Consider the following 25,521-nt stretch of genomic DNA (forward strand, 5'->3'; position numbering starts at 1 on the left):
GGGGGCACGACAGCACCATGGCTCAGGGCACGGTCCAGGTGACGCACGGCGGAGCCTCGCGCTGGCGGCGCCGCTCCGGTGAGTATCCGACGCTGGCCGCGGCCCTGGCTGTCGCGGGCGACGGGGACGTGCTGTCCCTCTCCCCCGGCACCTACCGGGAGAACCTGGTGCTGAACCACGCCGTGACGCTGCGCGGGCCCGAGGGCGGGCTGGGGTCGGTGCGCATCGCGCCGCCCGACGGGGTCGCCCTGACCGTGCGCGCCTCGGCCGTCGTCCAGGACCTGCACCTGGAGGGCCAGGACCGGGCCGCTCCCGCCCTGCTGGTGGAGGACGGCGCTCCCGAACTCACCGACCTTCGGGTGAGCACCCGCTCGGCGGCCGGCATCGAAGTGCGCGGCACCGGGGCCCGGCCCCTGGTGCGGCGGTGCACCGTGGAGAATCCGACCGGAGTCGGCATCGCCGTACTGGACGGCGGCGGCGGGGTGTTCGAGGAGTGCGAGGTCGTGGCCGCCGGACAGACCGGGATCTCGGTGCGCGGCGGCGGCCGCCCGCGCCTGGAGCGCTGCCGGATCCACCACGCCACCGGCGCGGGCATCGGGGTCACCGGCGAGGGCTCGGGCCTGGAGGCGCTGGGCTGCGAGGTGTACGAGATCAAGGGCAGCGGGGTGCAGGTCGCCGCCCGCGCCACGGCCCGGCTCACCGACTGCTCGGTGCACCGCACCTCCGCCGACGGGGTCACCCTCGACACCGACGCGGTCCTCACCCTGGCCGGCTGCGACATCCACGACATCCCCGAGAACGCGGTCGACCTGCGGTCGCGTTCGGTGCTCACGCTGAGCCGGACGACCGTGCGCCGCTTCGGGCGCAACGGCCTGTCGGTGTGGGATCCGGGCACCAGGGTCGACGCCGATTCCTGCGAGATCCACGACAGCACGGGCGACTATCCGGCGGTGTGGATCAGCGACGGGGCCACCGCCTCCCTCGACTCCTGCCGGGTCCACGACGTGCCGGACGCGCTGTTCGTACTGGACCGGGGTTCGCGGGTCGACGTCGTCGACAGCGATCTGTCCCAGGTGCGCAACACCGCGGTGTCGGTGAGCGACGGGGCCACCGCGCAGCTCGACGACTGCCGGATCCGGGAAGCGGCCACCGGGGCGTGGTTCCGCGACCACGGCAGCGGCGGCACCCTCGCCAACTGCACCATCGACGCCGTGCAGACCGGCGTGATCGTCACCAAGGGCGCCGATCCCACCCTGGAGCGGTGCACGGTCACCTCCCCCGCCGAGTCCGGTTTCTACGTGTCGGCGGGCGGCCGCGGCAGCTTCACGGCCTGCCGGGTGACGGGCAGTGCCGGCTTCGGGTTCCACGTCCTCGACGGCTGCCGCACCACCCTCGCCCGCTGCCACACCGAGCGCTGTGCGCGCGGGGGGTACGAGTTCCCGGAGGACGGCCCGGTCGCCGAGGGCTGCACGGGCGACGGGTCCGGGCCCCGGCCGGCGGCCCAGGCGGCAGCGGGCGGCGCCGTCGCCGGGGCGCGGGCGGAGGTCCGTACGGCGGGCGCGGCGCAGGGCCCCGTACCGCGGGCGGCGGAGGTGCCCGCGGCGCGGCCGGCGGACGCGGGTGACGGTGGCGCCGGTGGCCCGGCGGCGGCCCGCGGCTCCGGCGAGGTGCTGGGCCAGCTCGACGCCCTGGTCGGCCTGGACAGCGTCAAACGCGAGGTCCGTGCGCTCACCGACATGATCGAGGTGGGCCGGCGGCGGCAGCAGGCGGGCCTCAAGGCGGCTTCGGTGCGCCGGCACCTCGTCTTCACCGGCTCCCCCGGCACGGGCAAGACCACGGTCGCCCGGCTGTACGGGGAGATCCTCGCCTCCCTCGGGGTCCTGGAGCGCGGGCACCTGGTGGAGGTGTCGCGGGTGGACCTGGTCGGCGAGCACATCGGGTCCACGGCGATCCGTACGCAGGAGGCGTTCGACCGGGCGCGGGGCGGGGTCCTGTTCATCGACGAGGCGTACGCGCTGGCGCCGGAGGACTCGGGCCGGGACTTCGGGCGGGAGGCGATCGACACCCTGGTGAAGCTGATGGAGGACCACCGGGAGGCGGTGGTGGTGATCGTCGCCGGGTACACGGCGGAGATGGACCGGTTCCTGACCGTCAACCCGGGTGTAGCCTCCCGTTTCTCCCGGACCATCACCTTCGGCGACTACGGGCCCGGGGAACTGCTGCGGATCGTGGAGCAGCAGGCGGAGGAGCACGAGTACCGGCTCGGGGACGGCACGGCCGAGGCGCTGCTGGGCTATTTCACGGAGCTTCCCAAGGGACCCGCGTTCGGCAACGGCCGCACCGCGCGGCAGACCTTCGAGTCGATGGTCGAACGGCACGCGGGGCGGGTGGCCCAGCTGCGGGAGCCCAGCACGGACGAGCTCACCCTGCTGTTCCCGGCGGATCTGCCGGCCCAGCCGGCGCCTTGCTGAGCCGCTGACCGGGTACGCCCCCGCCCGGTGCCGCCGGGTCCAGGCGTGCGAGCAGGGCGTCGCGTTCGGCGGCGAAGGCGGGGTCGGCCTGGTAGTCGGAGTGGCCGAGGATCGGCGCGGGCAGCGGGTGGCGGGGGCTGCGGCCGTAGGCGACGGGGTCGGCGAGCGGGCCGCGGTCGACGTCCTGCGGGGTGCCGGGGAGCACCGGCCCGCCGATGGGGTCGGTGGCCCGCCACAGGTTGCGCCAGCAGTCGACCTCGTGGTGGAGGGCGGTGAGCGGCCCGGGGCCGAAGTAGGCCGGGAACCAGCGGCCGTAGAGCCTGCCGAGCGGGGAGCCGTAGGTGAGCAGGGCGACCCGGCGGCGGACGGGCGGCGGCAGCTGCCAGACGGCCGCGGCTGCGAGCACGCTGCCCTGGGAGTGGCCGGAGATCACCAGGCGGCCGCCGGTGCGGCCGGTCCAGCCGGTCATCCGCCAGGTCAGGTCGGGGACGGCGCGCTCCGCGTAGCAGGGCGGCGCGAAGGGGTGGGCGGCCCGCGGCCAGAAGGTGCCGACGTCCCACAGGATGCCGATGGTGCGGCGGGCGGCGGGATCGCGGTAGGCGCGCCGGCCCCAGGTGACGAAGAGGACGAAGCCGAAGCCTATGAGCCAGGAGCCGGTGTCCTGGGCGGCCCGGGCTGCGGTCTCCAGGACCGGGCCGCTCCCGCGGGCCGCCTCACCCGGGACCCGCCCCCCGATCCAGGCTCCGGCGAGTGCCCCCGCGCCCAGCAGCAGGGTGATCCCGGAGACGGCCGCCACGAACCACGGCGCGGAGTCGGTGAGCGCGGCGGCGGCCCGGGCCCCCGCGATCCGGCGGCTGCGCGACCGGTCCGGCGTCTCTCCCGGATACTCGGCGGCGACGGTCCCGGCGAGCCTGCGCCGGGACCGGGCTCCGCTGATCGCGAACCAGGCGGCGACCAGTGCCAGGACGAGGAGCATCGGGGGCAGTACGGCGGCCTGCCAGGACAGCAGCACGGGCGGCCCGGGCAGCGGTGCCCCGGCCATCCCCGGGGTCGCGCCCCCGTCCAGCCAGTCGGCGACGCGCTGCGCGACCCCACCGGACATCACCCCGCCGAGCGCGCAGCCCAGCATGGCGATGGCGGGCCCGCCCAGGCCGTGCAGGGCGGCGGCCGGATCGGGGGCCCGGCGGTGCAGAGCGGCGGCGGCCACGGCGAGGGCGAGCACGCACAGGCCCTGGCCGAGCATGAGCACGCCGAAGGCGAAGTCTCCGGGGAGCCGCCCGGCGGAGGCCCAGCCGGGGCGCGACCAGCAGGCGTACAGGAGTACGGCGACGAGGAGCGCGAGGGCGGCGCCGGGCAGCAACGTGACGGCGGCCCGGTCGAGCCGGCGGTCGGGCCGGGCCTCGCTGCGGCCGCGCCGGCAGACCACCCAGGCCACGCAGAGCCCGCCGGCGGCGAGCAGCACCTCCAGCGCCCAGCCGAGGGCGTCGAGTACGGGGGCTCCGACGGCGCGGTCGTGGCGGGCGGTGGGTGCGGCGACGGCCGCGGCCACGGTGAGCAGCCCGGCGGCGGTGTGGGCGGCGCGCAGCCGGGCCACGATCCGCCGGCCGTACCAGAATCCGGGGCGGCCGAGCGCGGGCGCGGTGTCCGAGGCCGTGTCCGGGTCGGGGGCGCCGGCGGGCGGCGGCTGGGACTCGTAGGCGCTCCACGTCCGGTTCGACAGGAACCAGAGCAGCCCGGTCAGCGCGGCGGGGACCAGCGCTCCGAGGGCGAGCCGGCGCCCGGGCTGGGCCCACCAGCCGCCGTCGGCGAGGAATCCCAGCCAGGAGCGGTCGGCGGTGCAGGTCCCGGAGCCCGCGCACTGCCAGGCGAACAGGTCGAGTGCGACCTCGCAGGCGGCCGCGATCAGCAGCACGGTCAGGCTGAGCGCGAGGATCCGTACGAGGACCCCGTACGTGCGGACCGTGCGCGGCGCGGGGTCGGCGGCGGGCATGGCCGGCCGGGCCCAGTGGGCGAGGTTGGCCACCATGAAGGGCAGGAGCAGCAGCCACAGGGCGCGGGCGCCGTTGCCGGACGTGAGCCGGGACCAGCAGTAGGCCTCGGGGACGGGCCGTCCGGCATACCGCTCGGGGCGGGCTTCGGCGTCGGCGTCCTCGGTGCGGCGGAAGACGGCGGCGGTGGAGTCGCCGGTGACGCGCACGGTGCGCGGGTCGCCGAGCAGTTCGGCGGGGGCGGCGCCGGCGACGCCGTGCACCAGCAGCTCGAGGGCGAGAGGCGGTGGCGGTGGCGGTGGCAGTGGCAGTGGCAGTGGCAGTGGCAGTGGCGGTGGCGGTGGCGGTGGCGGTGGCGAGGGTGACGGTGGGCGGGTCTCCGGGGGCTCCGGCACGGCTGGCTCCGCTCGCGGGGCGGGATCGGCGCGGTTCCAGCATCCCCCGCGGCAGGGCCCGTGGCCAGGGGCACGCGCCCTTCGTCAGCGGAAAACCGTTCCGGCACGGACATCTGACGGGCAGCCAGCTATGGTGGCGCGCACGGCCGTTCGACGCCGCTCGTCACGCCCGCCGTCACGCCCGTCACGACGCCCGTCACCACGACCCTCGTCACGCCCCCGCCGAGGCCGCACACGCGACACTCCGCACCCGCCCAAGGGAGGTACCTCCATGGCTCGCCGACTCCGCCCGGTGGGGCTTGACTTCATCGAGACCGCACCGGTCCGGCTCGTCTTCGCCGCCGAGGCCGCGGCGCCGCCGGAGGCGGTGTACCAGGCGCTGGCCGAGGAGGTCACGGGCTGGCCGCGCTGGTTCGGGGCGGTGACGCTGGCCCGCCCCACGCACGGCGGCGCGGGCCGGGAAGTGCGGCTGATGGGCGGGGTGAGGTTCCTGGAGACCGTCATGGCGGCGGATCCGGAGCAGCGGTACGCCTACCGGGTGGACGAGACCAACGCGCCGGGAATGCGGGCCCTGTTGGAGGAGTGGCGGCTGACGCCCGCCGGTTCGGGCACGCACGTCCGCTGGACCTTCGCCGCGGACGGCCCGGCTCCCTTCCGGCTGGCCCTGACGGCCGCCCGCCCGGGCCTGGGCCACTCCTTCCGCTCGGCCGTGCGCACCCTGGACGGCCTGCTCACCGCCCGCCGCGCGGCCGGTCAGTGACCCCCACAGGCGGGTGACCCCCACAGCTCGGTGACCCCCGCCGGCCGGCCGCAGTGCGGACGGTCAGACGGCGGAGGGCTCGCGCCAGGCTCCCGTGGTCAGCAGGGTGTCGATGGTCTTCGCGTACGGGGCGATGTCGAGGCCCTGCTCCGCGAGCCAGGCGTCGGAGTAGTACTTGTCCAGGTAGCGGTCGCCCGGGTCGCACAGCAGCGTGACGACGCTGCCCTTGCGGCCCTCGGCCACCATCTCCGAGATGATCTTCAGGGCGCTCCACAGGCCGGTGCCGGTGGAACCGCCCGCCTTGCGCCCGATGGCCGTCTCCAGCGCCCGACAGGCGGCGACGCTCGCCGCGTCCGGCACCTTCATCATGCGGTCGATGGCTCCCGGCACGAAGCTCGGCTCCATGCGCGGCCGCCCGATGCCCTCGATGCGCGAGCCGCAATCGCTGCTCGCGTGCGGGTCGTTGTTGATCCAGCCGTCGAAGAAGCAGGAGTTCTCCGGGTCCGGGACGCACACGCGGGTGTCGTGCTGCATGTAGTGCACGTAGCGCGCGATCGTCGCGGAGGTGCCGCCGGTGCCGGCCGTGGCCACGATCCAGGCGGGCTCGGGGTACCGCTCCAGGCGCATCTGCTGGTACATCGATTCCGCGATGTTGTTGTTGCCGCGCCAGTCGGTGGCCCGCTCCGCGTAGGTGAACTGGTCCATGTAGTGGCCGCCGGTGCGGGTGGCGAGCTCTGCCGACTCCTCGTACATCTTCATCGAGTCGTCCACGAAGTGGCATTCGCCGCCGTGGAATTCGATGAGCCGGCACTTCTCCGGGCTGGTGGTGCGGGGCATGACGGCGATGAACGGCACGCCGATCAGCTTGGCGAAGTAGGCCTCGGAGACGGCGGTGGAGCCGGACGAGGCCTCGATCACCGGTCGGCCGGGGCGGATCCAGCCGTTGCAGAGCGCGTAGAGGAACAGCGAGCGCGCGAGGCGGTGCTTGAGCGAACCCGTCGGGTGCGTGGACTCGTCCTTGAGGTAGAGGTCGATGCCCCATTCCTCGGGGAGGGGGAAGCGCAGCAGGTGGGTGTCCGCGGAGCGGTTGGCGTCGGCCTGGACCTTGCGGACGGCTTCTTTCAGCCAAGCACGGTACTGCGCGTCGCTGTGGTCGACGTCGACGGTCGTGGCCGTCGTACCGCTGCCACGGATGGTGCCCGTCGTTCCGCTGGTGCCGGTGGTGCCGGTGGTGCTCATGCGCCGTGCTCCTTCGTGCGTGTATTCGCCCCCTGCTTTCGAAATGTACCTCCCTCACCTGCACAAACAGTCACTTTGGGTTTCCATGCGGATCGCTTTCGATCGCGTTCGGTTGCACTGCGGGGCACCGTGGGTGACCCTGGTGGAGCATTACCGAGGGTGCAGCACCCGTAACACTCATGTCGGGGAGTCGCAGCCGTGATCAGTCATTCCCGAAGGCACTGCGTCGTCGAACTGCAGGCCTTGCCGGCGCGCATAGGCCAGATCCGCCGGATCGTTTCCGCCCAGTTGCGCCACTGGCAGCTCGATCCGCTCATCGACCGGGCGGCGCTCGGCGTGACGGAGCTGCTCAGCAACGTCCACCGCCACGCACAGCCGGACAAGACCTGCACCGTGGAGATCGAGTTCCGCCTGGGGCGGCTCACGGTCTCGGTCATCGACAGCGATCCGCGGCTCCCGGTGCTCCGGGAGGCGGCGCTGGACGCTCTGGAGACCTGCGGGCGCGGGCTCGCGCTCGTGGAGGCGGTCAGCGAGGCCTGGGGCGCCCGACACCAGACGGACGGCCCGGGCAAGGTGGTCTGGTTCTCGCTCACGGCGGCGGCAGCTCCGGTGTCCTCGCCGCGTCCGGTGCGGATCACCACCAAGCCCGTACGGGAACCCGCCCGGACCGCACTCGTCGCCCTGGACCCGGCTGCCGTCTCGGCAGGCCTGTCGGTGGCGGTGTCGGTCGGCGCCAGGCCCGGGTAGCGCACGGCCGCCCCGGCCGCCCGGTGCCGGGCCCCGCGAGGGTCCGGGCCGCGCCGCCTACGCCGCCGCGCCCAGGGCTCCCAGCGGGTCGTCGAGCACCGGCTGCCACGCCAGCTCCGCCGCGCCGACCAGGCTGTTGTGGTCCAGGGTGCACGGCAGGATCGGCACGCTCCCGCTGCGCCCCCACAGGCTGCGGTCCGCGACCACCGCGCGCAGCCGCTCCGGATCGGCGTGGAGCAGCTCCCGGTGCAGCCCGCCCAGGATGATCCGGTCGGGGTTCAGGATGTTCACCAGCCCCGCGAGGCCGAGGCCGAGCCGGTCGATGAGCTCCTCGGCGGCCGCCCGTACCGCCGGCTCCGCGTACTCGCTCCGCAGCAGGTCCCGCGCCTGCTGGAGCAGCGAGACCTCGGGGCCCGGGCTGCGTCCCGCCGCGGTGAGGAAGGCCAGCGGGTCCGCCTCCACGTCGAGACAGCCGCGGCTGCCGCAGTGACAGGCCCGCCCCTCCGGGTTCACCGTGAGGTGGCCGACCTCCAGGGCCAGGCCCGAACTGCCGCTGTGCAGACGGCCGTCCAGCACCAGCGCCCCGCCGACCCCGCGGTGCCCGGTGGCCACGCACAGCAGGTGCTGCGCGCTGCGCCCCGCGCCGTGCCGGTGCTCGGCCAGGGCGGCGAGGTTGACGTCGTTGCCGGTCAGGGCCGGGCCGTCGATCCCGGCGGCCTTCACGCACTGCGCGAACACGGCCCGTACGGGAGAACCGGCGGGCCAGGCCAGGTGCAGCGGGTTCAGCGCCGTGCCCTCCGGCTCGGCGACGGCCGAGGGGACCGCGAGGCCCGCCCCGACGCAGCGGCGGCCGGTCCGCTCGAGCAGTTCGGCCCCGGCCTCCACGACCGCGCCGAGCACCTGTGCCGGGTCGGCGGAGACGGTGACCTTGCCGGGGGCCGTGGCCACGATGCGGCCACCGAGGCCGACCAGCGCGGCCCGGAATCCGTCGGGGTGCACCTGGGCGGCGAGCGCCACCGGACCGTTCTCGTCCACGGAGAGCCGGTGCGAGGGGCGGCCCTGGGTTCCGCCCGCGCCGCCGGGGCGCGAGTCGACGCGGATCAGCCCGAGCGCCTCCAGCTCGGCGGCGACCGCTCCGGCGGTCGCCCGGGTGACCCCGAGCTCCGCCGTCAGGACGGCCCGGGTCGGGGCCCGGCCGGTGTGGACGAGCTCCAGCGCCGGGCCGAGCGCGCCCCGGCCCCGCTCCAGTTTGGTCCTCGCGGACCCCGTGGAACCGGTGGAAATCGTGGAATCCGTGGAACCGGTGGACACCGTGGTCACATCCCCCACCCGCCGCGGGGCCCCGTTGCCGTTCATGCACCCGATCCTCGCATGATCGGAGGGTGCCGGACGCCTCCCGTCAGCCGAGCCCGCCGACCCGGAGCGTGATGTTCAGCCGGCCGGAGAGCCCGAGCCCTTGCGGGCCCGTGCCCGGCAGGACCTTCGGCACCCCGTGATAGGCCAGTCGGCTCGAATTCCCGAAGACGAACAGGTCGCCGCTGCGCAGCCGCACATCCCGGTACGGCAGGCCGCGCGAGGCGGTGTTCCCGAAGCGGAGAACACGCAGGTATCGCCCAGGCTGAGCGAGACCACGGGCGCCCCGGACCGTTCCTCGGCGTCGCGGTGCATGCCCATGCGGGAGTCTCCGTCGTAGAAGTTGATCAGGGCGATGTCGTAGACGGCCTCCGGCCCCGGCGGCTTCCCGTACGCCGCGGCCACCGCCTCCCGCCCGAGCTCGGCCAGCCATCCGGGCATCGGCTTGACCGGGGCCCCGTCGCCGTCGACGGCGCTTCGGGCGTAGCCGTACGGGTACCAGTGCAGGCCCAGGCACACCTGCCGGGCGGTCATCGTGCCGCCGCCCGGGGTGCGTACGGTACGCAGGCCCGCCGGCGGGCGGGCCCACGCGCGGCAGGCCGCCAGCAACTCCCCCTGCCGCGCCGCTCCGAGCCAGTCGGGCACGTGCACGGCACCCGGGGCGATCACGGTCCGCTCGCGCGGGAAGAGTTCCCCGTCCATGACTTGATTGTGACGGGCCGGCTGACAGACTTCCCGCATGGAGATCACCGAATTCGTGAAGACCCTCGAACGGGAGGGCGAGCTGCTCGCCGAGCTGGCGGAACGGGCCGGTACGGAGGCCCTGGTGCCGACCTGTCCGCAGTGGCGCGTCGCCGATCTGCTGCGGCACACCGGCTCGGTGCACCGCTGGGCGACCGGTTTCGTCGGGGAGGGGCGGCTGGAGCCGGTGCCGTTCCCGGACGCGCCCGAGCTGACCGGCGGCGAGCTGCTGGCCTGGTTCCGCGAGGGTCACGCGGCCCTGGTGCGGACGCTGGCCGAGGCGCCGGCGGACGTGCAGTGCTGGACCTTCCTCCCGACGGCACCGCCCTCGCCGCTGGCGTTCTGGGCCCGGCGGCAGGCCCACGAGACGGCCGTGCACCGGATGGACGCGGAGGCCGCGCTCGGTGTCGCGTTCTCGCCGGTCACGCCGGAGTTCGCGGAGGACGGGGTGGACGAGCTGCTGACCGGTTTCCACGCGCGGCCGCGCAGCCGGGTGCGGACCCCGGAGCCCCGGGTGCTGCGGATCAGGGCCCTCGACACGGGTGCGGTGTGGACCGTGCACCTGTCGCCGGAGCCGGCCCGTACGGTGCTCGGCGCCACGGACGAGCCGGTCGACTGCGAGCTGTCGGGCGAGGCGGGCTGGCTGTACTCGGCCCTGTGGAACCGGCAGCCGCTGGCGGGGCCGGAGGTGACCGGCGACCTGGCGCTGGCGCGGCTGTGGAGCGAGACGGCCGGAATCTGAGCCCGGCCGGGGGCCGGGGCGGGGAACGTGGGCCGGGAGGGGCGGGGTCGGTCCGGCCGCGGTGTTCTGTAGGGTCTGCTTGCTTCAGCGATCTCGGGGGTAGCAGATGTTCCTTTCCACCGCGCGCAACGCGGCCGTGCTGGCAGTGGCCCTGGCGGCGTTCACCGTCTCCTGCGGCGCGGACGACGCGGCGGACCCGCCCGCCGGCGCCGCCGCATCCGCCTCTGCGTCCGCGTCCGCCTCTGCGTCCGCGTCCGCGCCGGCGCCTTCGTCCTCCGTGCCGCAGCCCACCGGCGCCGTGCCGGCCGAGAAGGTACGGGACGCGTTCGCGGGGCTCCAGGCGACCCTGGACGACAGCTGCACCCCGTCGCAGTGCGCGTACTTCCTCGGCCGGGTCTACGACGAACTCCACCGCCTGGACCGCGCGATGAAGGCGGACCCGAAGGGACCCGGCCACTTCCCCGAGCCGATCGCACTGATCGCGAAGCTCGACGGGGAACTGGGCGGCGACCGGTCCTTCGAGAACCTGAAGAAGCACCAGACGTCGCTGATCGGCACCCGGGACAAGATCAACACCTGGATGCAGGGCCACCCTGACGACTACCGCTGACCGCCGGACCCCGCACCGCCGGAGTCGCGGGCGGGGGCCGGGCGGCCCGGCTTCACGGCTTCACGGCTTCACGGCTTCACGGCTTCACGGCTTCACGGCCCTCAGCCGAGGGTCGCCGCGTGGTCGGTCTGGCTGCGGAAGGCCCATGCCGGGCCCGTGTTCCACGGGTTGGGCATGCCCCCGCTGGTCGCGTACGCGTAGCCCGCTCCGCGCTCGAAGGCCGTGCGCAGGGTCGAGCGCATCGCGCCGGCGTCCGGAACCCCGTGGACCAGGTGCCAGAACGCCGTGCCGCTCGGGTCGAGTTCGGCGCCGGAGCGGTAGCCGTTCAGGGGGTCGAAGACGTTGCCGCCGAGCCAGCCGCCGCCGGTGTAGGCGGCGTAGGTGTCCTCGTAGGTGACGAACACGTCCGCGGTCCGGCGGCCCGGCTCCAGGTAGCAGTCGGCTATGGCGGTGCCGGGGTTGTTGACGACGAGGCCGGAGGCCGCGGGGTCGACGGCGTTCAGGGTGTCCTCGACGTAGCGGCGGAGCTCCGCGTAGTGGTCGCGGGTGGCGTTGCCCGGCCCGCAGTCGCGGCTGACGACGTCGAAGAAGATGCCGTCGACGTGGAGGCGCCCGTCGGGGGACTTGAGGTAGTTGTCGACGGAGGCCTTGACGGCGGCGGCGTCGCGGTTGCCGTGGTCGGTGTGGACGTAGCCGAGCACCTTGGTCTTCTCGCCGGTGGCCGTGGTGCCGCCGCGCAGAGCGTCGGCGCGGGCCCGCCAGGCGGCGTCGAACGGGGCGTCTCCGTTGCCGGGGTTGAGGACCACCACCGAGGCGGCCGGGCCGGTGGCGGTGAGGTCGGCCAGCATGCGGTCGTTCGCCCAGACGTACGCGGGGACGGCGATCTCCAGGCCCCGCACGCCCGGCAGCCGCGGTACGGGCGGGACGGTGGGGCTCGGGGCGGGCGGGATCGAGGGGGTCCGGTCCGCCCGCGCGGGCTCCCCGCCGCGGGCCGGCGCCGGAGCCGTGACGGCGGGCGACGGAGCGGCGAGTAACGCGGTGACCAGTACGGCGTACAGGGCCTTCACGGCGCGACGCATGAACGTTCCTCCGGCGGCGGCAGGGGGGTGTTCGACCCTTCGACCTGAGGAACACTAGACGGGCGGCCGTTGCTTCAAGGCTGAACCGCCCGCATTCATCGGACAAACAGAAGAGCGACTTGTCGCTGCATCGCGTGAATCCGCCCCGCGATCCGCGGGGTTCACCTCATACGGCGCGCAGCCCCACCGCGTGGGCCAGCTGGTCGGCGGCGTGCGCGAAGAAGCCGGCGCGTTCCTCGACCACCCGGTTGAACTGCCCGAACAGCTCGAAGGAGACCAGGCCGACCAGCTGGGCCCAGGCGGCGACCAGCGCGGCGGTGACCTCCGGGGGCAGGTCCCCGGCGAAGTCGGCGGTCATCCGGACGGCTTCGGGGCGCAGGGCCGCCGGAAGCGGCGGGAGGGCCAGGCCGCGGCCCTCGTAGGCGGTGCGGACGATGGCGATCAAGGTGTTCGCGACCCGGGAGGCGGGACCGATGGTGTCGGCGGGAGCGCTGTAGCCGGGGACCGGGGAACCGTAGATGAGGGCGTACTCGTGCGGGTGCTCCAGCGCCCAGACGCGGACGGCCTCGCAGACCGCGACCCAGCGGGCCCGGGGTGCGTCCCCGGCGGCGAGGCCGCGGGCGTCCGCCTCCTCGGCCGCGGCGCCGACGCTGTCGTACGCGTCGACGATGAGGGCGGTGAGCAGCTCGTCGCGGCTGGGGAAGTAGCGGTAGAGGGCGGAGGAGACCATGCCCAGCTCGCGGGCGACGGCGCGCAGCGAGAGCTTGGCCGCGCCCTCGGCGGCCAGCATGCGGCGCGCCTCGTCCTTGATGGCGGCGGTGACCTCGATGCGGGCCCGTTCCCTGGCCCCTCGCACGGTGTTCATGAGCGTCAGTGTGCCATGCGAGTGGAGCACTGCCCAGGATTCGGAGCATCGATCTATTTCGAGAGCACTGCTCTTGCTTTGGCGCACCGATCCGTGCACACTGATCTCAAGCGAGAGCAGTGCTCTCCATTTGGATCACCGCACCGGAGGCCACCATGAACGCGTCCAACCCGTACTACGTCCAGGCCAGCCCGCTCGCCGTCCGCTTCAACTCGATGTTCGGCAAGCTGGCCCGGCTCGGCGTCAGCCTCGCCGGTACCGCCGAGCTGTCGGTCCGGGGCCGCACGTCCGGCGCGATGCAGCGGATCCCGGTCAACCCGCATACGTACGAGGGCGCGCAGTACCTGGTCTCGGCACGCGGCCACTCCCAGTGGGTCCGCAACATGCGCGTCGCCGGCGGCGGCGAACTGCGCGTCGGCCGCAAGGTGCGCACCTTCACCGCCATCGAGATCACGGACCCCGTCGAGCAGGCCGCCATCCTGCGCGCCTACCTGGAGAAGTGGGGCTGGGAGGTCAACCGCTTCTTCCAGGGGGTCACGGCCAAGTCCTCCGACGCGGAGCTCCGGGCCGCCGCCGGCGACCACCCCGTCTTCCGCATCACGGTCGCGCGCTGACCGCCCGCACCGGTCGCGCCCCCCGTCGCGCCCTGGTCGCTCACCGGTCGCTCACCGGTCACGCACCGGTTGCGCCCCGGTCCCGCGCGGGAACGCGTCCGGGCGGCGGGGAGGCCGCAGGGGAGGAGAGCCGGAGAGCCGGGGCCTCGGAGTCCGGGTGACAGCCCGCCTCACCCCTCCCCGCCTCACCCTCCCGCCCCACCCCTCCCCGGCCCGCCTCCCCGGCCCGCTGGGGGCTGCCTACGCCTGACCGCGGTCGGCGCCCCGGGCCGCCTGCCGGGCGTCCAGCGCGTGCAGCGCCCTGCGCGCCAGCGGATACGTACGCACCAGATCGGCCAGGGTCGTCGAACCCCGCGTGATGCGCGCGAAGGCCCGCCATGCCGGCCGGAAGCCGGTGATCGCCGCGTGCAGCAGTCCCGGCCGGGCCTCGAAGACGGCCAGCATCCGCCGCCCGACGCCCATCTCCACGCCCAGCCCCGCCTTCACGGCGAAGGTGTAGTTGAGCGCCTGACGGCGCGCGTCCACCCCGTCCTGCGCCTCGGAGATCTTCACCGCCCACTCCCCCGCCAGCCGCCCGGAGCGCAGCGCGAAGGAGATGCCCTCCCGGGTCCACGGCTCCAGCAGTCCGGCGGCGTCTCCCGCCACCAGCACCCGGCCGCGCGACAGCGGCGAATCGGGCGTGCGGCAGCGGGTCAGGTGCCCGGAGGAGACGGCCGGTTCGAAGCCGGCGAGGCCGAGCCGGGCGATGAAGTCGTCGAGGTAGCGCTTGGTCGCCGCGCCCTCGCCCTTGGCCGAGATGACACCGACGGTGAGGGTGTCTCCCTTGGGGAAGACCCAGCCGTAACTGCCGGGCAGCGGACCCCAGTCGATCAGGACCCGCCCCTTCCAGTCCTCCGCGACCGTGTCCGGGACGGGGATCTCCGCCTCCAGGCCCAGGTCGACCTGCTCCATCTCCACCCCGACGTGCGCGCCGATCCGGCTCGCACTGCCGTCCGCCCCGACCACCGCGCGGGCCAGGACGGTCTCCCCGTCGGCGAGCACCACGGCGACGGTGCGCCGGTCGGGCACGGCCGCGCCGTGCTGTTCGACGCGGGCCACCGCGGTGCCTGTACGCACCGTCGCGCCGGCCTTCTCGGCCTCGGCGACCAGCCCGGCGTCGAACTCCGGCCGGTTGATGAGCCCGAACAGCATCTGCTTCGAGCGCCGGGTCCGGGTCAGCTTCCCGTCGAGCGAGAAGGTGACCGCGTGGATGCGGTCCTTGAGGGGCAGCACGAAGCCCGGCGGCAGGGCGTCGCGCGAAGGCCCGATGATGCCGCCTCCACACGTCTTGTAGCGGGGCAGCTCGGCCTTCTCGAGCAGCAGTACGCGCCGCCCCGCCGTCGCCGCGGCGTGCGCCGCCGAAGAGCCGGCCGGACCGGCCCCGACCACGACCACGTCCCACACCTCGCCGGTCTCCCCGCTGTCCCCGGCCACCTCGCCGTCCGCCCCCCGTGCGGTGTTCTCCGTGTTTGCGTCGCGTACGTCGTCGCTGTCGCTGTCGCTGCTCACGATGTGCTGCTGCTCCTGATCACCCGTTGCTCCGATGCCGGGGAAATCCTACGGCGAGACGCCGCCTCGCCCTGCTGTGCGAGGATCGGTGCTGTCTTCCGCCGAACCCGGCATACGCGCACCACGCGGCTGCGGGTGGCGTACACAGAGCACAACGTCGCACCCAAAAGGAGCGTGCCCATGTCCCAGAATCCGATCGCCGAGACCGTCGCCTCGCTGATGCCCCGCGCCAAGCGGGAGCTGACCGAGCTGGTGGCCTTCCAGTCGGTGGCGGACTGGGCGCAGTTCCCGAAGAGCGAGAGCGAGGCCGCCGCGAACTGGGTGGCGGACGCGCTGCGCGCCGAGGGCTTCCAGGACGTGGCACTGCTCGACACCCCCGACGGCACCCAGTCCGTGTACGGGTTCCTGCCCGGCCCCGAGGGCGCGCCGACCGTTCTGCTCTACGCGCACTACGACGTGCAGCCGCCGCTGGACGACGCCGCGTGGGTCTCGCCCGCGTTCGAGCTGACCGAGCGCGACGGCCGCTGGTACGGGCGCGGCTCCGCCGACTGCAAGGGCGGGTTCATCATGCACCTGCTGGCGCTGCGCGCCCTGAAGGCCAACGGCGGTGTGCCGGTGAGCGTGAAGGTGATCGTCGAGGGCTCGGAGGAGCAGGGCACCGGCGGCCTCCAGCAGTACGCGGAGGCGCACCCCGAGCTGCTGGCCGCGGACACCGTCGTCATCGGCGACGCGGGCAACTTCCGTCTCGGCCTGCCGACGGTGACGGCCACGCTGCGCGGGATGACCCTGATCAAGGTCAAGATCGACACCCTGGGCGGCAACCTGCACTCCGGCATGTTCGGCGGTGTCGCCCCCGACGCGCTGGCGGCGCTGATCCGGCTGCTGGACTCGCTGCGCGCGGCGGACGGTTCGACGACCGTGGACGGTCTGGCCTCGGACGCGGTGTGGGAGGGCCTGCAGTACCCGGAGGCGGACTTCCGTGCCGACGCGAAGGTGCTGGACGGGGTCGAGCTGATCGGCGAGGGCACGATCGCGGACCGGCTGTGGGCCCGTCCGGCCGTGACCGTGCTGGGCATCGACTGCCCCTCGGTGGTCGGCGCGACGCCGTCGGTGCACGCGAGCGCGGGCGCGCTGATCAGCCTGCGGGTGCCGCCGGGCGTGGACACCGCGGAGGCCATCAAGCTGCTGGAGGCGCACCTGACGGCGCACACCCCGTGGCGGGCGAAGCTGGAGCTCGAGGTGGTGGGCCAGGGCCAGCCGTTCCAGGCGGACACCGACAGTCCGGCGTACGCGTCGATGGCGGCGGCCATGCGGGTGGCCTACCCGGGTCAGGAGATGCAGGTCTCCGGCATGGGCGGCTCGATCCCGCTGTGCAACACGCTGACGCAGCTGTACCCGGACGCGGAGATGCTCCTGATCGGGCTGAGCGAGCCGGAGGCGCAGATCCACGCGGTCAACGAGAGCGTCTCGCCGCAGGAGCTGGAGCGGCTGTCGGTGGCGGAGGCCCTGTTCCTCGTCAACTACGCGGAGTCCAAGCGCGGCTGAGCCGGGCCGACGGCGGGTCCGCTCCGCTGTGGGCGGACTCCGCTGCGGGTGAAGCCGGGGGCGCGGCGCGGGTACGGGTCCGTACCGTCTCGGTATGGATCTCGTCGAAGTGCTCCCGAACCGGCTCCACATGCTCCGCTTCCCCATCGGCCAGGCCTACCTGTGGCAGGACGGCGAGAAGGGCGAGGGCGGGCGGTCCCTGACGCTGATCGACGCGGGGAACATCGAGTCCGCCGCCGAGATCGAGGGGGCGATACGGTCCCTCGGGCTGCTGCCGGAGCGGCTGGAGCGGATCGTGCTGACCCACTGCCACCGCGACCACGTCGGCGCGGCCGGTGAACTCGCCACCCGCTGGGGCGCCCGGGTGCTGGCGCACCGGCTGGACGCGCCCGTGATCCGGGGCGAACGGCCCGTGCCCGAACCGGTGCTGCTCGACTGGGAAGTGCCCCTGTACGCGCACGGCCTGACCGTCCCCGAGGCCCCGCCCACCCCGGTCGACCAGGAGGTGGAGGACGGGGACGCGCTGGGGTTCGGGGACGGGGCGTACGCGGTGCACGCCCCGGGCCACACCGACGGCAGCATCGGCGTCCACCTCCCGCGCCACGGGGTGCTGTTCACCGGGGACTGCGTGGCCGCCGTCGGCCCGCTGATGCTCGGCGTCTTCAACGTGGACCGGGCGCGGGCGGTGGACTCCTTCCGGCGGCTGGCCGCGCTGTCCCCCGCGGTCGCCTGTTTCGGCCACGGCGACCCGCTGATCTCGGACACGGCGGCCGCCCTCGCGGAGGCGGCGGCCGAGACCGCGTGCTGAGGGGCGGCATCCTGAAGGAGACCGCGTCCTGAGGGGCCGCGTCAGCCGACCGGGACGCCGGCCTCCAGGTACAGCGGACGGCCGCGTTCCCGGGCGCGCAGGGCCCAGCGCAGGCGCTCGTAGCGGTGCTGCGGGAGCATTCCGGCGGCCTCGGACTCGGTGACGAACCGCCAGGCCCGCAGTTCGGGCCCGGGCAGCCGGAGCCGGGCCGCAGCGCCGTCGGGGAGCCGGCCGCCGTCGAAGAGCAGCCGCAGGCCCCCGTAGCCGGGCGGCTGCGGTCGCTCCCAGTCGACGACCAGCAGCCCGGGTGCCCGGTCCAGGACGAGGCCCAGTTCCTCGGCGACCTCCCGTACGCCCGCGCAGGCCGGTGCCTCGCCGGCTTCGACGACGCCGCCGGGGAACTCCCAGCCCGCCTTGTACGTCGGATCCACCAGCAGCACCCGGTCCTGGTCGTCGAAGAGCAGGACCCCGGACGCCACCGTCTCCCGGGTGGGCTCCGGGGTCTGCACGATGTCGCAGACCGGGGCCGCCTCGGTGCGCACGGCTTCGGCGATCCGCTCCGCGGTCTCCCGCACGCTCAGGGGGCCGTTGTCGATGACGTGCGCGTCGGCGGTGAGCCAGCCGAGGGCGTGCCGGTAGGCGGGTATGTGATCGTAGGCCCACTGGCGGACGCGGACGTCCACGTCCTGCGGGGCACCCGCCTCCTCCCGTGTCGCGATGCGCGTCCGCAGGATCGTTTCCGCTGGGGCCAGGAGCACATGGCGCACCGGGATCCGCCGAGCCGCCAGCGCGCCGAAGATCTCGTCCCGGTACTCCTGCCTGAGCAGCGTCATCGGCACGACGAGGACCCCGCCCACTTCCGCGAGCACCGCCGCCGCCGTGTCCGCCACCAGACGCCGCCAGCTCGGCAGGTCCTGGTAGTCGGAGACCTCCGCCAGGCGCTTGCGCGGCAGCAGGAGCCGCAGCGCGTCCCCGATGAGCTCCGGGTCGAACAGGGTGCTGTCCGGCAGGATTCCGGTCAGTTCGCGGGCCGTGCTGGTCTTCCCGGCACCGAATGTGCCGTTGATCCAGACAATCACGTCTACCCCTCTCCCCATGGCTCGTCCGGAGCCCCCAGTGGCTTGCCCGCCCCACCCCGGCACGGAAACCTCACTATCGGCCGAGTGCTTATCCTCAAGGTCAGCGCCCCGCCCCGATACCTCCGGAGGTTTCCCCGCCGTGCCCCACACCCGCCGCCCGTCCGACCCCCGTTACGGAAACCGGCCCACCATGAAGGACGTGGCGGCCCGGGCGGGCGTGGGCCTGAAAACGGTGTCGCGCGTGGTCAACGGCGAGACGGGGGTCACCCCCGACACCGAACGGCGGGTCCAGGAGGCCATCGACGCCCTGGGTTTCCGCCGCAACGACAGCGCCCGCGTGCTGCGCAAGGGCCGTACCGCGACGGTGGGTCTGGTCCTGGAGGACCTCGCCGACCCCTTCTACGGCCCGCTGAACCGGGCGGTGGAGGAAGTGGCCCGCGCGCACGGGGCGCTGCTCATCAACGGCTCCAGCGCCGAGGACCCGGAGCGGGAGCGGGAGCTGGCGCTCGCGCTGTGCGCGCGCCGGGTGGACGGGCTGATCGTGATTCCGGCGGGCGACGACCACCGCTACCTGGAGCCGGAGATCAGGGCGGGTGTGGCCACGGTGTTCGTGGACCGCCCCGCCGGCCGGATCGACGCGGACGTGGTCCTGTCGGACAGCTTCGGCGGAGCCAGGGACGGGGTGGCCCACCTGATCGCGGGCGGCCACCGCCGGATCGGCTTCATCGGCGACCACCCGCGCATCCACACGGCGACGGAGCGACTGCGCGGCTACCGGGCGGCGATGGCGGACGCGGGTCTTCCGGTGGCCGGATCCTGGGTCTCGCTCGGCTCCACGGCACCCGAGCGGGTCGCTGCGGCGGCCCGGTCGATGCTCGCGGGCCCGGAGGCGGTGTCGGCCGTCTTCGCCGGGAACAACCGTGTGACGGTCACCCTCGTAAGGGTCCTCGCCGAGCGGGAGCGCGCCTGGGGGCAGGAGCGACGCGGGCAGGAGCGGCGGGAGCACCCGGTGGCCCTGGTCGGCTTCGACGACTTCGAACTGGCCGATCTGCTCCGCCCCGGGGTGACGGTGGTCGCCCAGGACCCGGCGGCCCTGGGCCGGGTGGCCACGGACCGCCTCTTCCAGCGTCTGGCGGGAGCCGACCTCCCGCCGGCCCGCATCGAACTCCCGACCCGCCTCATCCCCCGCGGCTCGGGCGAACTCCCGCCCGCGCACTGACCGTCACGGGACCGCTCGGACCCTCCTGCTCCCGCTCCCGGGCAGCGCGAGGCCCGGCCGGGGCGCACCCCGGCCGGGCCTCGTACGGATCACGTGGATCAGGCGGTCGCCGTCAGGGTCGCCGAGCGGCGCGGGATCGCGAAGGCGTCCAGTTCCGCGCGGGTCAGGCCGGTCAGGGCGGTGACCTCCTCGGCGCCGACCGCGCCGCAGTCCAGGCCGCGGACCAGGTAGCCGGCCAGGGCCTTGGCGGTGGCGGGCTCGTCCATCACGTCGCCCTCGATCTTGGCGACGTACGCCTTCAGGCGCGCGGCGGCGGCTTCGAGGCCCTCGCGGTAGAAGGTGAAGACGGCCGCGTAGCGGGTCGGCAGGTGCGCCGGGTGCATGTCCCAGCCCTGGTAGTAGGCGCGGGCCAGGGCGCGGCGGGTCAGGCCGTAGTGCAGCTTCCAGGCCTCGTGGACGTGCTCGGTGGTGCCGATCGGCAGCACGTTGGTCGAGCCGTCGGAGACGCGTACGCCGGTGCCGGCGGCCGCGACCTGCATGATGGCCTTCGCGTGGTCGGCGGCCGGGTGGTCGCTCGACTGGTAGGCGGCGGAGACGCCGACGCAGGCGCTGTAGTCGAAGGTGCCGTAGTGCAGGCCGGTCGCGCGGCCCTTGGACGCCTCGATCATCCGGGCGACCGTGGCGGTGCCGTCGGAGGCGACGATGGACTGGCTGGTCTCGATCTGGATCTCGAAGCCGATCCGGCCCGGGCGCAGGCCGCGGGCGGTCTCGAAGGCCTCCAGCAGCTTGACGAAGGCGCTGACCTGCTCGGCGTAGGTGACCTTGGGCAGGGTCAGGACGAGGCCCTCCGGGAGGCCGCCGTGCTCCAGCAGGCCGGAGAGGAAGATGTCGGTGGTGCGGATGCCGCGGTCGCGGACGTTGGACTCCATGCACTTCATGCGGATGCCCATGTAGGGGGCGTTCGTGCCGTTGGAGAAGGCCTCGGAGACGAGGCGGGCGGCGCGGGCCGCGGCCTGGTCCTCCTCCTCGTCGGAGCGGACGCCGAAGCCGTCCTCGAAGTCGACGCGGAGGTCCTCGACCGGCTCGGAGGCGAGCTTGGCGCGGACGCGGTCGTAGACCGGTACGGCCAGCTCGTCGGAGATGCCCAGTACCTTGGCGAAGGTGGCGGCGTCCGGGGCGTGCTCATCGAGCGCAGCCAGGGCCTGGTCGCCCCAGGAGCGGATGGTGTCCGCGGCGAACACGTCGCCGGGTACGTAGACCGTGTGGATGGGCTGCCGGGTGCCGGGGTCGCCCGGGTAGTGGCGCGCGAGTTCCGCGTCCACCGGGGCGAGGGAGGCGCTGATGCCCTCGCTGACCGCGCCTGCGAGGCTCGTCGCCACCTTCTCCTGCTGACCCATCGTGCACTCTCCTCTTTTCCGCTTCACGGAAGCTTAGATCCGCATAGCAGAATTTAGTCACGGGGTTCCGCTCAGTCAATGGTCCCCCGGCCGTCCCGGGGAAACGACTCGGGGCCGTGCGGTGAGAATCACCACACGGCCCCGGAGACGGAGAGATACGCAGGTCAGGGACTAGCCCTTGCGCGCCTTGATCTCACCGGTCAGCTGCGGGACGACCGTGAAGAGGTCGCCGACCACTCCGTAGTCGACCAGGTCGAAGATCGGGGCCTCGGCGTCCTTGTTGATGGCCACGATGGTCTTCGAGGTCTGCATGCCGGCCCGGTGCTGGATCGCGCCCGAGATGCCGGAGGCGATGTACAGCTGCGGGGAGACCGACTTGCCGGTCTGGCCGACCTGGTTGGAGTGCGGGTACCAGCCGGCGTCCACGGCGGCACGCGAGGCGCCGACGGCCGCACCGAGGGAGTCCGCGAGGTCCTCGATGATGTGGAAGTTCTCGGCGCCGTTGACGCCGCGGCCGCCGGAGACCACGATCGCGGCCTCGGTCAGCTCGGGGCGGCCGGTCGACTCGCGCGGGGTGCGGCCGGTGACCTTGGTGCCGGTGGCCAGGGCGCCGAAGGTGACGGCGAGCGCCTCGACGGCGCCGGCGGCCGGAGCGGCCTCGACCGGGGCCGAGTTCGGCTTCACGGTGATGACCGGGGTGCCCTTGGAGACGCGGGACTTGGTGGTGAAGGACGCGGCGAAGGCGGACTGCGTCGCGACCGGGCCCTCGTCACCCGCCTCCAGATCGATGGCGTCGGTGATGATGCCGGAGCCGATGCGGACCGCGAGGCGGGCGGCGATCTCCTTGCCCTCGGCGGAGGACGGGACGAGCACGGCGGCCGGGGAAACGGCCTCGTAGGCGGCCTGGAGCGCGTCCACCTTCGGTACCACGAGGTACTCGGTGAACTCGGGGGCGTCGGCGGTGAGGACCTTGACCGCGCCGTGCTCGGCGAGCACCGCGGCGGTGGCGTCGGCACCGGCGCCCAGGGCGACGGCGACGGGCTCGCCGATGCGGCGGGCCAGCGTCAGCAGCTCGAGGGTGGGCTTGCGGACGGCGCCGTCCACGTGGTCGACGTAGACGAGAACTTCAGCCATGGGACTGCTCTCCTGCTATTGCGAAGTGTCTGGGGGCTATGGAGGGGTTGGCCGAGGTTCTTAGATGAACTTCTGGCCGGCCAGGAACTCGGCCAGCTGCTTGCCGCCCTCGCCCTCGTCCTTGACGATCGTGCCGGCGGTGCGCGCCGGGCGCTGCGCCGCGGAGTCGACCTTGGTCCAGGAGCCTTCCAGACCGACCTCGTCGGCCTCGATCTCCAGCTCCTCCAGGTCCCAGGACTCCACCGGCTTCTTCTTGGCGGCCATGATGCCCTTGAAGGACGGGTAGCGGGCCTCGCCCGACTGGTCCGTCACCGAGACGAGCGCGGGGAGGGAGGCCTCCAGCTGCTCGCTCGCGGTGTCGCCGTCGCGACGGCCCGTGACGGTGCCGTCCTCGACCTTGACCTCGGAGAGCAGGGTGACCTGCGGGACGCCCAGGCGCTCGGCCAGGATCGCCGGGAGCACGCCCATCGTGCCGTCGGTCGAGGCCATGCCGGTGATGACCAGGTCGTAACCGGCCTTCTCGATCGCCTTGGCGAGCACCAGCGAGGTGCCCATGACGTCGGTGCCGTGCAGGTCGTCGTCCTCGACGTGGATGGCCTTGTCGGCGCCCATCGACAGCGCCTTGCGCAGCGCGTCCTTGGCGTCCTCGGGACCCACCGTCAGGACGGTGATCTCCGCGTCGTCGGCCTCGTCGGCGATCTGCAGCGCCTGCTCGACGGCGTACTCGTCGAGCTCCGACAGCAGACCGTCGACGTCGTCACGGTTGACGGTCAAGTCCTCGGTGAACTGCCGGTCGCCGGTGGCGTCGGGCACGTACTTCACACAGACAACGATCCTCAGGCTCACGCCGGCTCTCCTACCGCATCGTCTTTTCTGATACCGCCTTGTGCAGGCAGCATAGGCGCCTTGTCGGGCGGATCCCGGTCGGGGCGGCCCGCGCTCCGAAGGGAATGTTACTCGTCAGTACACCGTGGGTCCCGCGAAGGCGCAAGCTCGGCGAACTGTGATCTGCCCAACGCCGCCCGACCCGCCCCAACAGGGACGATTCAGTCGCGCAACGCGTTGAAGCGACCTTGGTGGTACAGCAGGGGCCGGCCCTCTCCGGCCGGATCCCCCGCAACCGCCTCAGCGATGATCACACGATGCTCGCCGGCGGGCACCCTCGCCACCACCCTGCACACCAGCCACGCGAGCACGTCGTCGAGTACGGGGACCCCGTGCGGCCCCGTGTTCCAGCCGGTGGCCGCGCCGAAGCGGTCCGCCCCGCTCCGGGCGAAGAGGCCCGCGAGCTCCCGCTGGTGCTCGCCGAGTATGTGGACTCCGAGGTGGTCGCTGTCGCGCACCGCGGGCCAGCTGGAGGAACCGGTGCCGATGGTGAAGGACAGCAACGGCGGGTCCGCGGAGACGGAGTTGAGCGAAGTGGCCGTGAAGCCCGCCGGGCGTCCGCAGTTCTCCGCGGTGATCACCGCGACCCCGGCGGCGTGCCGTCGGAACACGGAGCGCAGGAGGTCGGGCGAGGCGGGGTGGCCGGCGGACTGGAGGGACGAGGTCGTCGGGGCCGCAGGAGCGGTCATCGGGGTACTTCCTTCTGCCGCGGAGCACGCGGGCGCTGTCGGGGATCGGGGATCGGGACGTTCAGCGACCCTGACAGCGCGCGCTCGCGTAGCGGACGAGATCCACATGGGCCCGTCCGTAGAGCAGGAGTTCAAACGGCATACGGCCAGCGTGGCGATCTCCCGTGTACACAGTCAAGCGGGATCCGTCAGATGTCAGGCGCGTCACGCCGCGTGCGGGCCCGCGGAACGGCGCGTGCACCGGCGCTCGCTTCATACGGCGGCGCCCAGCGCCGCGATCACGTCCGCCTTGCGCGGCATCCCGGCCGCCCGCCGCACGATCCGGCCCGCCGCGTCCAGGACGAGCACCGTCGGGGTCTTCTCGATCCCCAGGGCGCGCACCAGATCGAGCCGGTCCTCGGCGTCGATCTCGATGTGCGCGACCCCCTCGACCATCCCCGCGACCTCGGCGAGGATCCGCCGGGTGGCCCGGCAGGGCTGGCAGAAGGCGCTGGAGAACTGCACCAGGCTGGCCCGCTCCCCGGGCTCCGCGCCCAGCTCCGCGGCGCCCAGCGGGCCCCGGCCGCCGCCCCCGCCGCCGCGGCGCCCCTCGTCCTGCCCGTGCACCCGCGCTCCCCTCGCCGTCTTCGCTTACGCACCCCATGCTCGTACGCTCGTACCCTGATCGCAGCACCCTGCGGAGGAACCGCATTCCCGGCGTGACGAGAATCTCGCCGGGCGCGGTCGTCTGGGCTGGCCAGCAGCCCGCGTTTGGGGCACGATCCCCCATGGGTCGCGTACCTACGCTTCCGTAACTTCCGGCCGGGAGCACCTCCCCAGGCAGAAAGCGGGGTCTCCCCACCATGGCTGAGCTCGTCTACCCTCCCGTGATCGGCGCCGCGCACGGGCTGTTCCGCGCGCTGGACATCCGTATCGACATGAAGGGCACCGAGAACATCCCCCGCAAGGGCGGGGCGGTCCTGGTGTCGAACCACATCGGCTACCTCGACTTCATCTTCGCCGGGCTGACCGCGCGGCCGCAGAAGCGCCTGGTGCGCTTCATGGCGAAGGAGTCGGTTTTCCGGCACAAGGTCTCCGGTCCCCTGATGCGCGCGATGAAGCACATCCCGGTGGACCGCAAGCAGGGTGAGACGGCCTACCAGCACGCCCTGGACTCGCTGCGGGCCGGTGAGATCATCGGGGTGTTCCCCGAGGCGACGATCTCCCAGTCCTTCACCCTCAAGAGCTTCAAGTCGGGTGCGGCGCGCATGGCCCAGGAGGCCGGGGTCCCGCTGATCCCGGTGGCGCTGTGGGGCACCCAGCGGCTGTGGACCAAGGGCCGGCCCAAGAACCTGAAGCGCAGTCACATCCCGGTGACGATGCGGGTGGGCGAGCCGATCGAGGCGCCCACGGACCAGTACGCCGGGGCCATCACCCGCCGTCTGCGCGAGCGCGTGCAGGAGCTGCTCGACGCGGCGCAGCGCGCCTACCCCGACAAGCCCAAGGACGCCTCCGACTCCTGGTGGCTGCCGGCCCACCTGGGCGGCACCGCTCCGACCGCGGCCCAGGCCAAGGAAGCCGGCTGACGCCGGACCCGTCACGCGGCCCCGCCCCCGTCCGAGGGGCGGGGCCGC

General features: G+C 73.7%; 22 protein-coding genes and 1 pseudogene. 10 read left to right on the forward strand and 13 right to left on the reverse strand.

Going from position 1 to position 25,521, the window contains the following annotated elements:
* Nucleotides 1-17 precede the first annotated feature (17 nt).
* On the forward strand, nt 18-2,471 hold the full coding sequence (locus tag ACTVZO_RS05000; protein ID WP_443297191.1) for a right-handed parallel beta-helix repeat-containing protein: 2,454 nt from the start codon (nt 18-20) through the stop codon (nt 2,469-2,471).
* Here ACTVZO_RS05000 and ACTVZO_RS05005 read toward each other — a convergent pair.
* Nucleotides 2,422-4,788 carry a hypothetical protein gene (locus ACTVZO_RS05005; protein ID WP_443303049.1) on the reverse strand — a complete coding sequence of 789 codons (2,367 nt, stop codon included), beginning with the start codon at nt 4,786-4,788 and terminating at the stop codon, nt 2,422-2,424. The two genes, ACTVZO_RS05000 and ACTVZO_RS05005, sit on opposite strands and share 50 nt — an antisense overlap.
* Before the next feature lie 337 nt (nt 4,789-5,125).
* Between ACTVZO_RS05005 and ACTVZO_RS05010 the strand changes: the two genes are divergently transcribed.
* Nucleotides 5,126-5,614, forward strand: coding sequence for an SRPBCC family protein (locus ACTVZO_RS05010; RefSeq protein ID WP_443297192.1), 489 nt, complete (start codon nt 5,126-5,128; stop codon nt 5,612-5,614).
* A gap of 63 nt (nt 5,615-5,677) precedes the next feature.
* On the opposite strand, the gene ACTVZO_RS05015 is transcribed toward ACTVZO_RS05010, so the two are convergent.
* Nucleotides 5,678-6,853 (reverse strand): PLP-dependent cysteine synthase family protein, encoded by a 1,176-nt coding sequence (locus ACTVZO_RS05015; RefSeq protein ID WP_443297193.1) that lies wholly within the window; start codon nt 6,851-6,853, stop codon nt 5,678-5,680.
* A 198-nt stretch (nt 6,854-7,051) separates the two neighbouring features.
* Between ACTVZO_RS05015 and ACTVZO_RS05020 the strand changes: the two genes are divergently transcribed.
* Nucleotides 7,052-7,600 (forward strand): ATP-binding protein, encoded by a 549-nt coding sequence (locus ACTVZO_RS05020; RefSeq protein WP_443297194.1) that lies wholly within the window; start codon nt 7,052-7,054, stop codon nt 7,598-7,600.
* A 57-nt stretch (nt 7,601-7,657) separates the two neighbouring features.
* Here ACTVZO_RS05020 and ACTVZO_RS05025 read toward each other — a convergent pair whose 3' ends face one another.
* Together ACTVZO_RS05025 and ACTVZO_RS05030 are read right to left on the reverse strand one after the other, a co-directional pair.
* Complete coding sequence (locus ACTVZO_RS05025) at nt 7,658-8,956, reverse strand: ROK family protein (protein ID WP_443297195.1); 1,299 nt, start codon at nt 8,954-8,956, stop codon at nt 7,658-7,660.
* Between the two features lie 43 nt (nt 8,957-8,999).
* Nucleotides 9,000-9,655 (reverse strand): annotated as a pseudogene (locus ACTVZO_RS05030) (alpha-ketoglutarate-dependent dioxygenase AlkB family protein).
* A gap of 37 nt (nt 9,656-9,692) precedes the next feature.
* Here ACTVZO_RS05030 and ACTVZO_RS05035 point away from each other — a divergent pair.
* Together ACTVZO_RS05035 and ACTVZO_RS05040 are read left to right on the forward strand one after the other, a co-directional pair.
* Entirely contained in the window at nt 9,693-10,436 is a 744-nt protein-coding gene (locus ACTVZO_RS05035; RefSeq protein WP_443297196.1) for a maleylpyruvate isomerase family mycothiol-dependent enzyme, read from the forward strand.
* 106 nt (nt 10,437-10,542) lie between these two features.
* Nucleotides 10,543-11,046, forward strand: coding sequence for a hypothetical protein (locus tag ACTVZO_RS05040; protein WP_443297197.1), 504 nt, complete (start codon nt 10,543-10,545; stop codon nt 11,044-11,046).
* 101 nt (nt 11,047-11,147) lie between these two features.
* On the opposite strand, the gene ACTVZO_RS05045 is transcribed toward ACTVZO_RS05040, so the two are convergent.
* On the reverse strand, nt 11,148-12,125 hold the full coding sequence (locus ACTVZO_RS05045) for a spherulation-specific family 4 protein (RefSeq protein WP_443297198.1): 978 nt from the start codon (nt 12,123-12,125) through the stop codon (nt 11,148-11,150).
* Between the two features lie 166 nt (nt 12,126-12,291).
* Nucleotides 12,292-12,990 (reverse strand): TetR/AcrR family transcriptional regulator, encoded by a 699-nt coding sequence (locus ACTVZO_RS05050; RefSeq protein ID WP_443297199.1) that lies wholly within the window; start codon nt 12,988-12,990, stop codon nt 12,292-12,294.
* A 155-nt stretch (nt 12,991-13,145) separates the two neighbouring features.
* On the opposite strand from ACTVZO_RS05050, the gene ACTVZO_RS05055 reads away from it, so the two are divergent.
* Nucleotides 13,146-13,604 (forward strand): nitroreductase/quinone reductase family protein, encoded by a 459-nt coding sequence (locus ACTVZO_RS05055; RefSeq protein WP_443297200.1) that lies wholly within the window; start codon nt 13,146-13,148, stop codon nt 13,602-13,604.
* 240 nt (nt 13,605-13,844) lie between these two features.
* On the opposite strand, the gene ACTVZO_RS05060 is transcribed toward ACTVZO_RS05055, so the two are convergent.
* Nucleotides 13,845-15,077: a geranylgeranyl reductase family protein gene (locus ACTVZO_RS05060; protein ID WP_443303050.1), complete on the reverse strand. Its 1,233-nt coding sequence runs from the start codon at nt 15,075-15,077 to the stop codon at nt 13,845-13,847.
* Nucleotides 15,078-15,332: 255 nt separating this feature from the next.
* Here ACTVZO_RS05060 and ACTVZO_RS05065 point away from each other — a divergent pair, with 255 nt between their 5' ends.
* Nucleotides 15,333-16,697, forward strand: coding sequence for a dipeptidase (locus ACTVZO_RS05065; protein ID WP_443297201.1), 1,365 nt, complete (start codon nt 15,333-15,335; stop codon nt 16,695-16,697).
* Between the two features lie 94 nt (nt 16,698-16,791).
* A complete protein-coding gene (locus ACTVZO_RS05070; RefSeq protein WP_443297202.1) occupies nt 16,792-17,505 on the forward strand; it encodes an MBL fold metallo-hydrolase in 714 nt (237 codons plus the stop codon).
* Nucleotides 17,506-17,546: 41 nt separating this feature from the next.
* Here the strand turns inward: ACTVZO_RS05070 and ACTVZO_RS05075 are convergent, their stop codons facing one another.
* A complete protein-coding gene (locus ACTVZO_RS05075) occupies nt 17,547-18,584 on the reverse strand; it encodes an NUDIX domain-containing protein (RefSeq protein ID WP_443297203.1) in 1,038 nt (345 codons plus the stop codon).
* A gap of 190 nt (nt 18,585-18,774) precedes the next feature.
* On the opposite strand from ACTVZO_RS05075, the gene ACTVZO_RS05080 reads away from it, so the two are divergent.
* Nucleotides 18,775-19,803 (forward strand): LacI family DNA-binding transcriptional regulator, encoded by a 1,029-nt coding sequence (locus tag ACTVZO_RS05080; RefSeq protein WP_443303051.1) that lies wholly within the window; start codon nt 18,775-18,777, stop codon nt 19,801-19,803.
* Between the two features lie 98 nt (nt 19,804-19,901).
* Here the strand turns inward: ACTVZO_RS05080 and ACTVZO_RS05085 are convergent, their stop codons facing one another.
* From ACTVZO_RS05085 to ACTVZO_RS05105, 5 genes are all read right to left on the reverse strand, one after another.
* Nucleotides 19,902-21,200: a DUF6986 family protein gene (locus ACTVZO_RS05085; RefSeq protein ID WP_443297204.1), complete on the reverse strand. Its 1,299-nt coding sequence runs from the start codon at nt 21,198-21,200 to the stop codon at nt 19,902-19,904.
* A gap of 171 nt (nt 21,201-21,371) precedes the next feature.
* Nucleotides 21,372-22,334 carry an electron transfer flavoprotein subunit alpha/FixB family protein gene (locus ACTVZO_RS05090; RefSeq protein ID WP_362298506.1) on the reverse strand — a complete coding sequence of 321 codons (963 nt, stop codon included), beginning with the start codon at nt 22,332-22,334 and terminating at the stop codon, nt 21,372-21,374.
* 60 nt (nt 22,335-22,394) lie between these two features.
* Nucleotides 22,395-23,180, reverse strand: a complete 786-nt coding sequence (locus ACTVZO_RS05095; protein WP_361763707.1) for an electron transfer flavoprotein subunit beta/FixA family protein — start codon at nt 23,178-23,180, stop codon at nt 22,395-22,397.
* 200 nt (nt 23,181-23,380) lie between these two features.
* Nucleotides 23,381-23,908, reverse strand: a complete 528-nt coding sequence (locus tag ACTVZO_RS05100) for a flavin reductase family protein (protein ID WP_443297205.1) — start codon at nt 23,906-23,908, stop codon at nt 23,381-23,383.
* Between the two features lie 252 nt (nt 23,909-24,160).
* Nucleotides 24,161-24,514 carry a TlpA family protein disulfide reductase gene (locus ACTVZO_RS05105; RefSeq protein WP_443297206.1) on the reverse strand — a complete coding sequence of 118 codons (354 nt, stop codon included), beginning with the start codon at nt 24,512-24,514 and terminating at the stop codon, nt 24,161-24,163.
* Between the two features lie 236 nt (nt 24,515-24,750).
* On the opposite strand from ACTVZO_RS05105, the gene ACTVZO_RS05110 reads away from it, so the two are divergent.
* The gene (locus ACTVZO_RS05110) at nt 24,751-25,473 is read left to right on the forward strand and encodes a lysophospholipid acyltransferase family protein (protein WP_443297207.1); all 723 of its coding nucleotides are present in this window, start codon (nt 24,751-24,753) and stop codon (nt 25,471-25,473) included.
* Nucleotides 25,474-25,521 lie beyond the last annotated feature (48 nt).

This window comes from Streptomyces sp. IBSNAI002 (assembly GCF_052244475.1).
In the GTDB taxonomy this organism is placed as follows: Bacteria; Actinomycetota; Actinomycetes; order Streptomycetales; family Streptomycetaceae; genus Streptomyces.

Excerpts from the sequence above, each read along its gene's own strand:
- ACTVZO_RS05070 (WP_443297202.1), top strand. The coding sequence starts at position 16,792 with ATGGATCTCGTCGAAGTGCTCCCGAACCGGCTCCACATGCTCCGCTTC.
- ACTVZO_RS05110 (WP_443297207.1), top strand. The coding sequence starts at position 24,751 with ATGGCTGAGCTCGTCTACCCTCCCGTGATCGGCGCCGCGCACGGGCTG.
- ACTVZO_RS05050 (WP_443297199.1), bottom strand. The coding sequence starts at position 12,990 with ATGAACACCGTGCGAGGGGCCAGGGAACGGGCCCGCATCGAGGTCACC.
- ACTVZO_RS05090 (WP_362298506.1), bottom strand. The coding sequence starts at position 22,334 with ATGGCTGAAGTTCTCGTCTACGTCGACCACGTGGACGGCGCCGTCCGC.
- ACTVZO_RS05035 (WP_443297196.1), top strand. The coding sequence starts at position 9,693 with ATGGAGATCACCGAATTCGTGAAGACCCTCGAACGGGAGGGCGAGCTG.
- ACTVZO_RS05045 (WP_443297198.1), bottom strand. The coding sequence starts at position 12,125 with ATGCGTCGCGCCGTGAAGGCCCTGTACGCCGTACTGGTCACCGCGTTA.
- ACTVZO_RS05000 (WP_443297191.1), top strand. The coding sequence starts at position 18 with ATGGCTCAGGGCACGGTCCAGGTGACGCACGGCGGAGCCTCGCGCTGG.
- ACTVZO_RS05040 (WP_443297197.1), top strand. The coding sequence starts at position 10,543 with ATGTTCCTTTCCACCGCGCGCAACGCGGCCGTGCTGGCAGTGGCCCTG.
- ACTVZO_RS05100 (WP_443297205.1), bottom strand. The coding sequence starts at position 23,908 with ATGACCGCTCCTGCGGCCCCGACGACCTCGTCCCTCCAGTCCGCCGGC.
- ACTVZO_RS05015 (WP_443297193.1), bottom strand. The coding sequence starts at position 6,853 with ATGAGCACCACCGGCACCACCGGCACCAGCGGAACGACGGGCACCATC.
- ACTVZO_RS05010 (WP_443297192.1), top strand. The coding sequence starts at position 5,126 with ATGGCTCGCCGACTCCGCCCGGTGGGGCTTGACTTCATCGAGACCGCA.
- ACTVZO_RS05025 (WP_443297195.1), bottom strand. The coding sequence starts at position 8,956 with ATGAACGGCAACGGGGCCCCGCGGCGGGTGGGGGATGTGACCACGGTG.
- ACTVZO_RS05085 (WP_443297204.1), bottom strand. The coding sequence starts at position 21,200 with ATGGGTCAGCAGGAGAAGGTGGCGACGAGCCTCGCAGGCGCGGTCAGC.
- ACTVZO_RS05065 (WP_443297201.1), top strand. The coding sequence starts at position 15,333 with ATGTCCCAGAATCCGATCGCCGAGACCGTCGCCTCGCTGATGCCCCGC.
- ACTVZO_RS05055 (WP_443297200.1), top strand. The coding sequence starts at position 13,146 with ATGAACGCGTCCAACCCGTACTACGTCCAGGCCAGCCCGCTCGCCGTC.
- ACTVZO_RS05080 (WP_443303051.1), top strand. The coding sequence starts at position 18,775 with ATGAAGGACGTGGCGGCCCGGGCGGGCGTGGGCCTGAAAACGGTGTCG.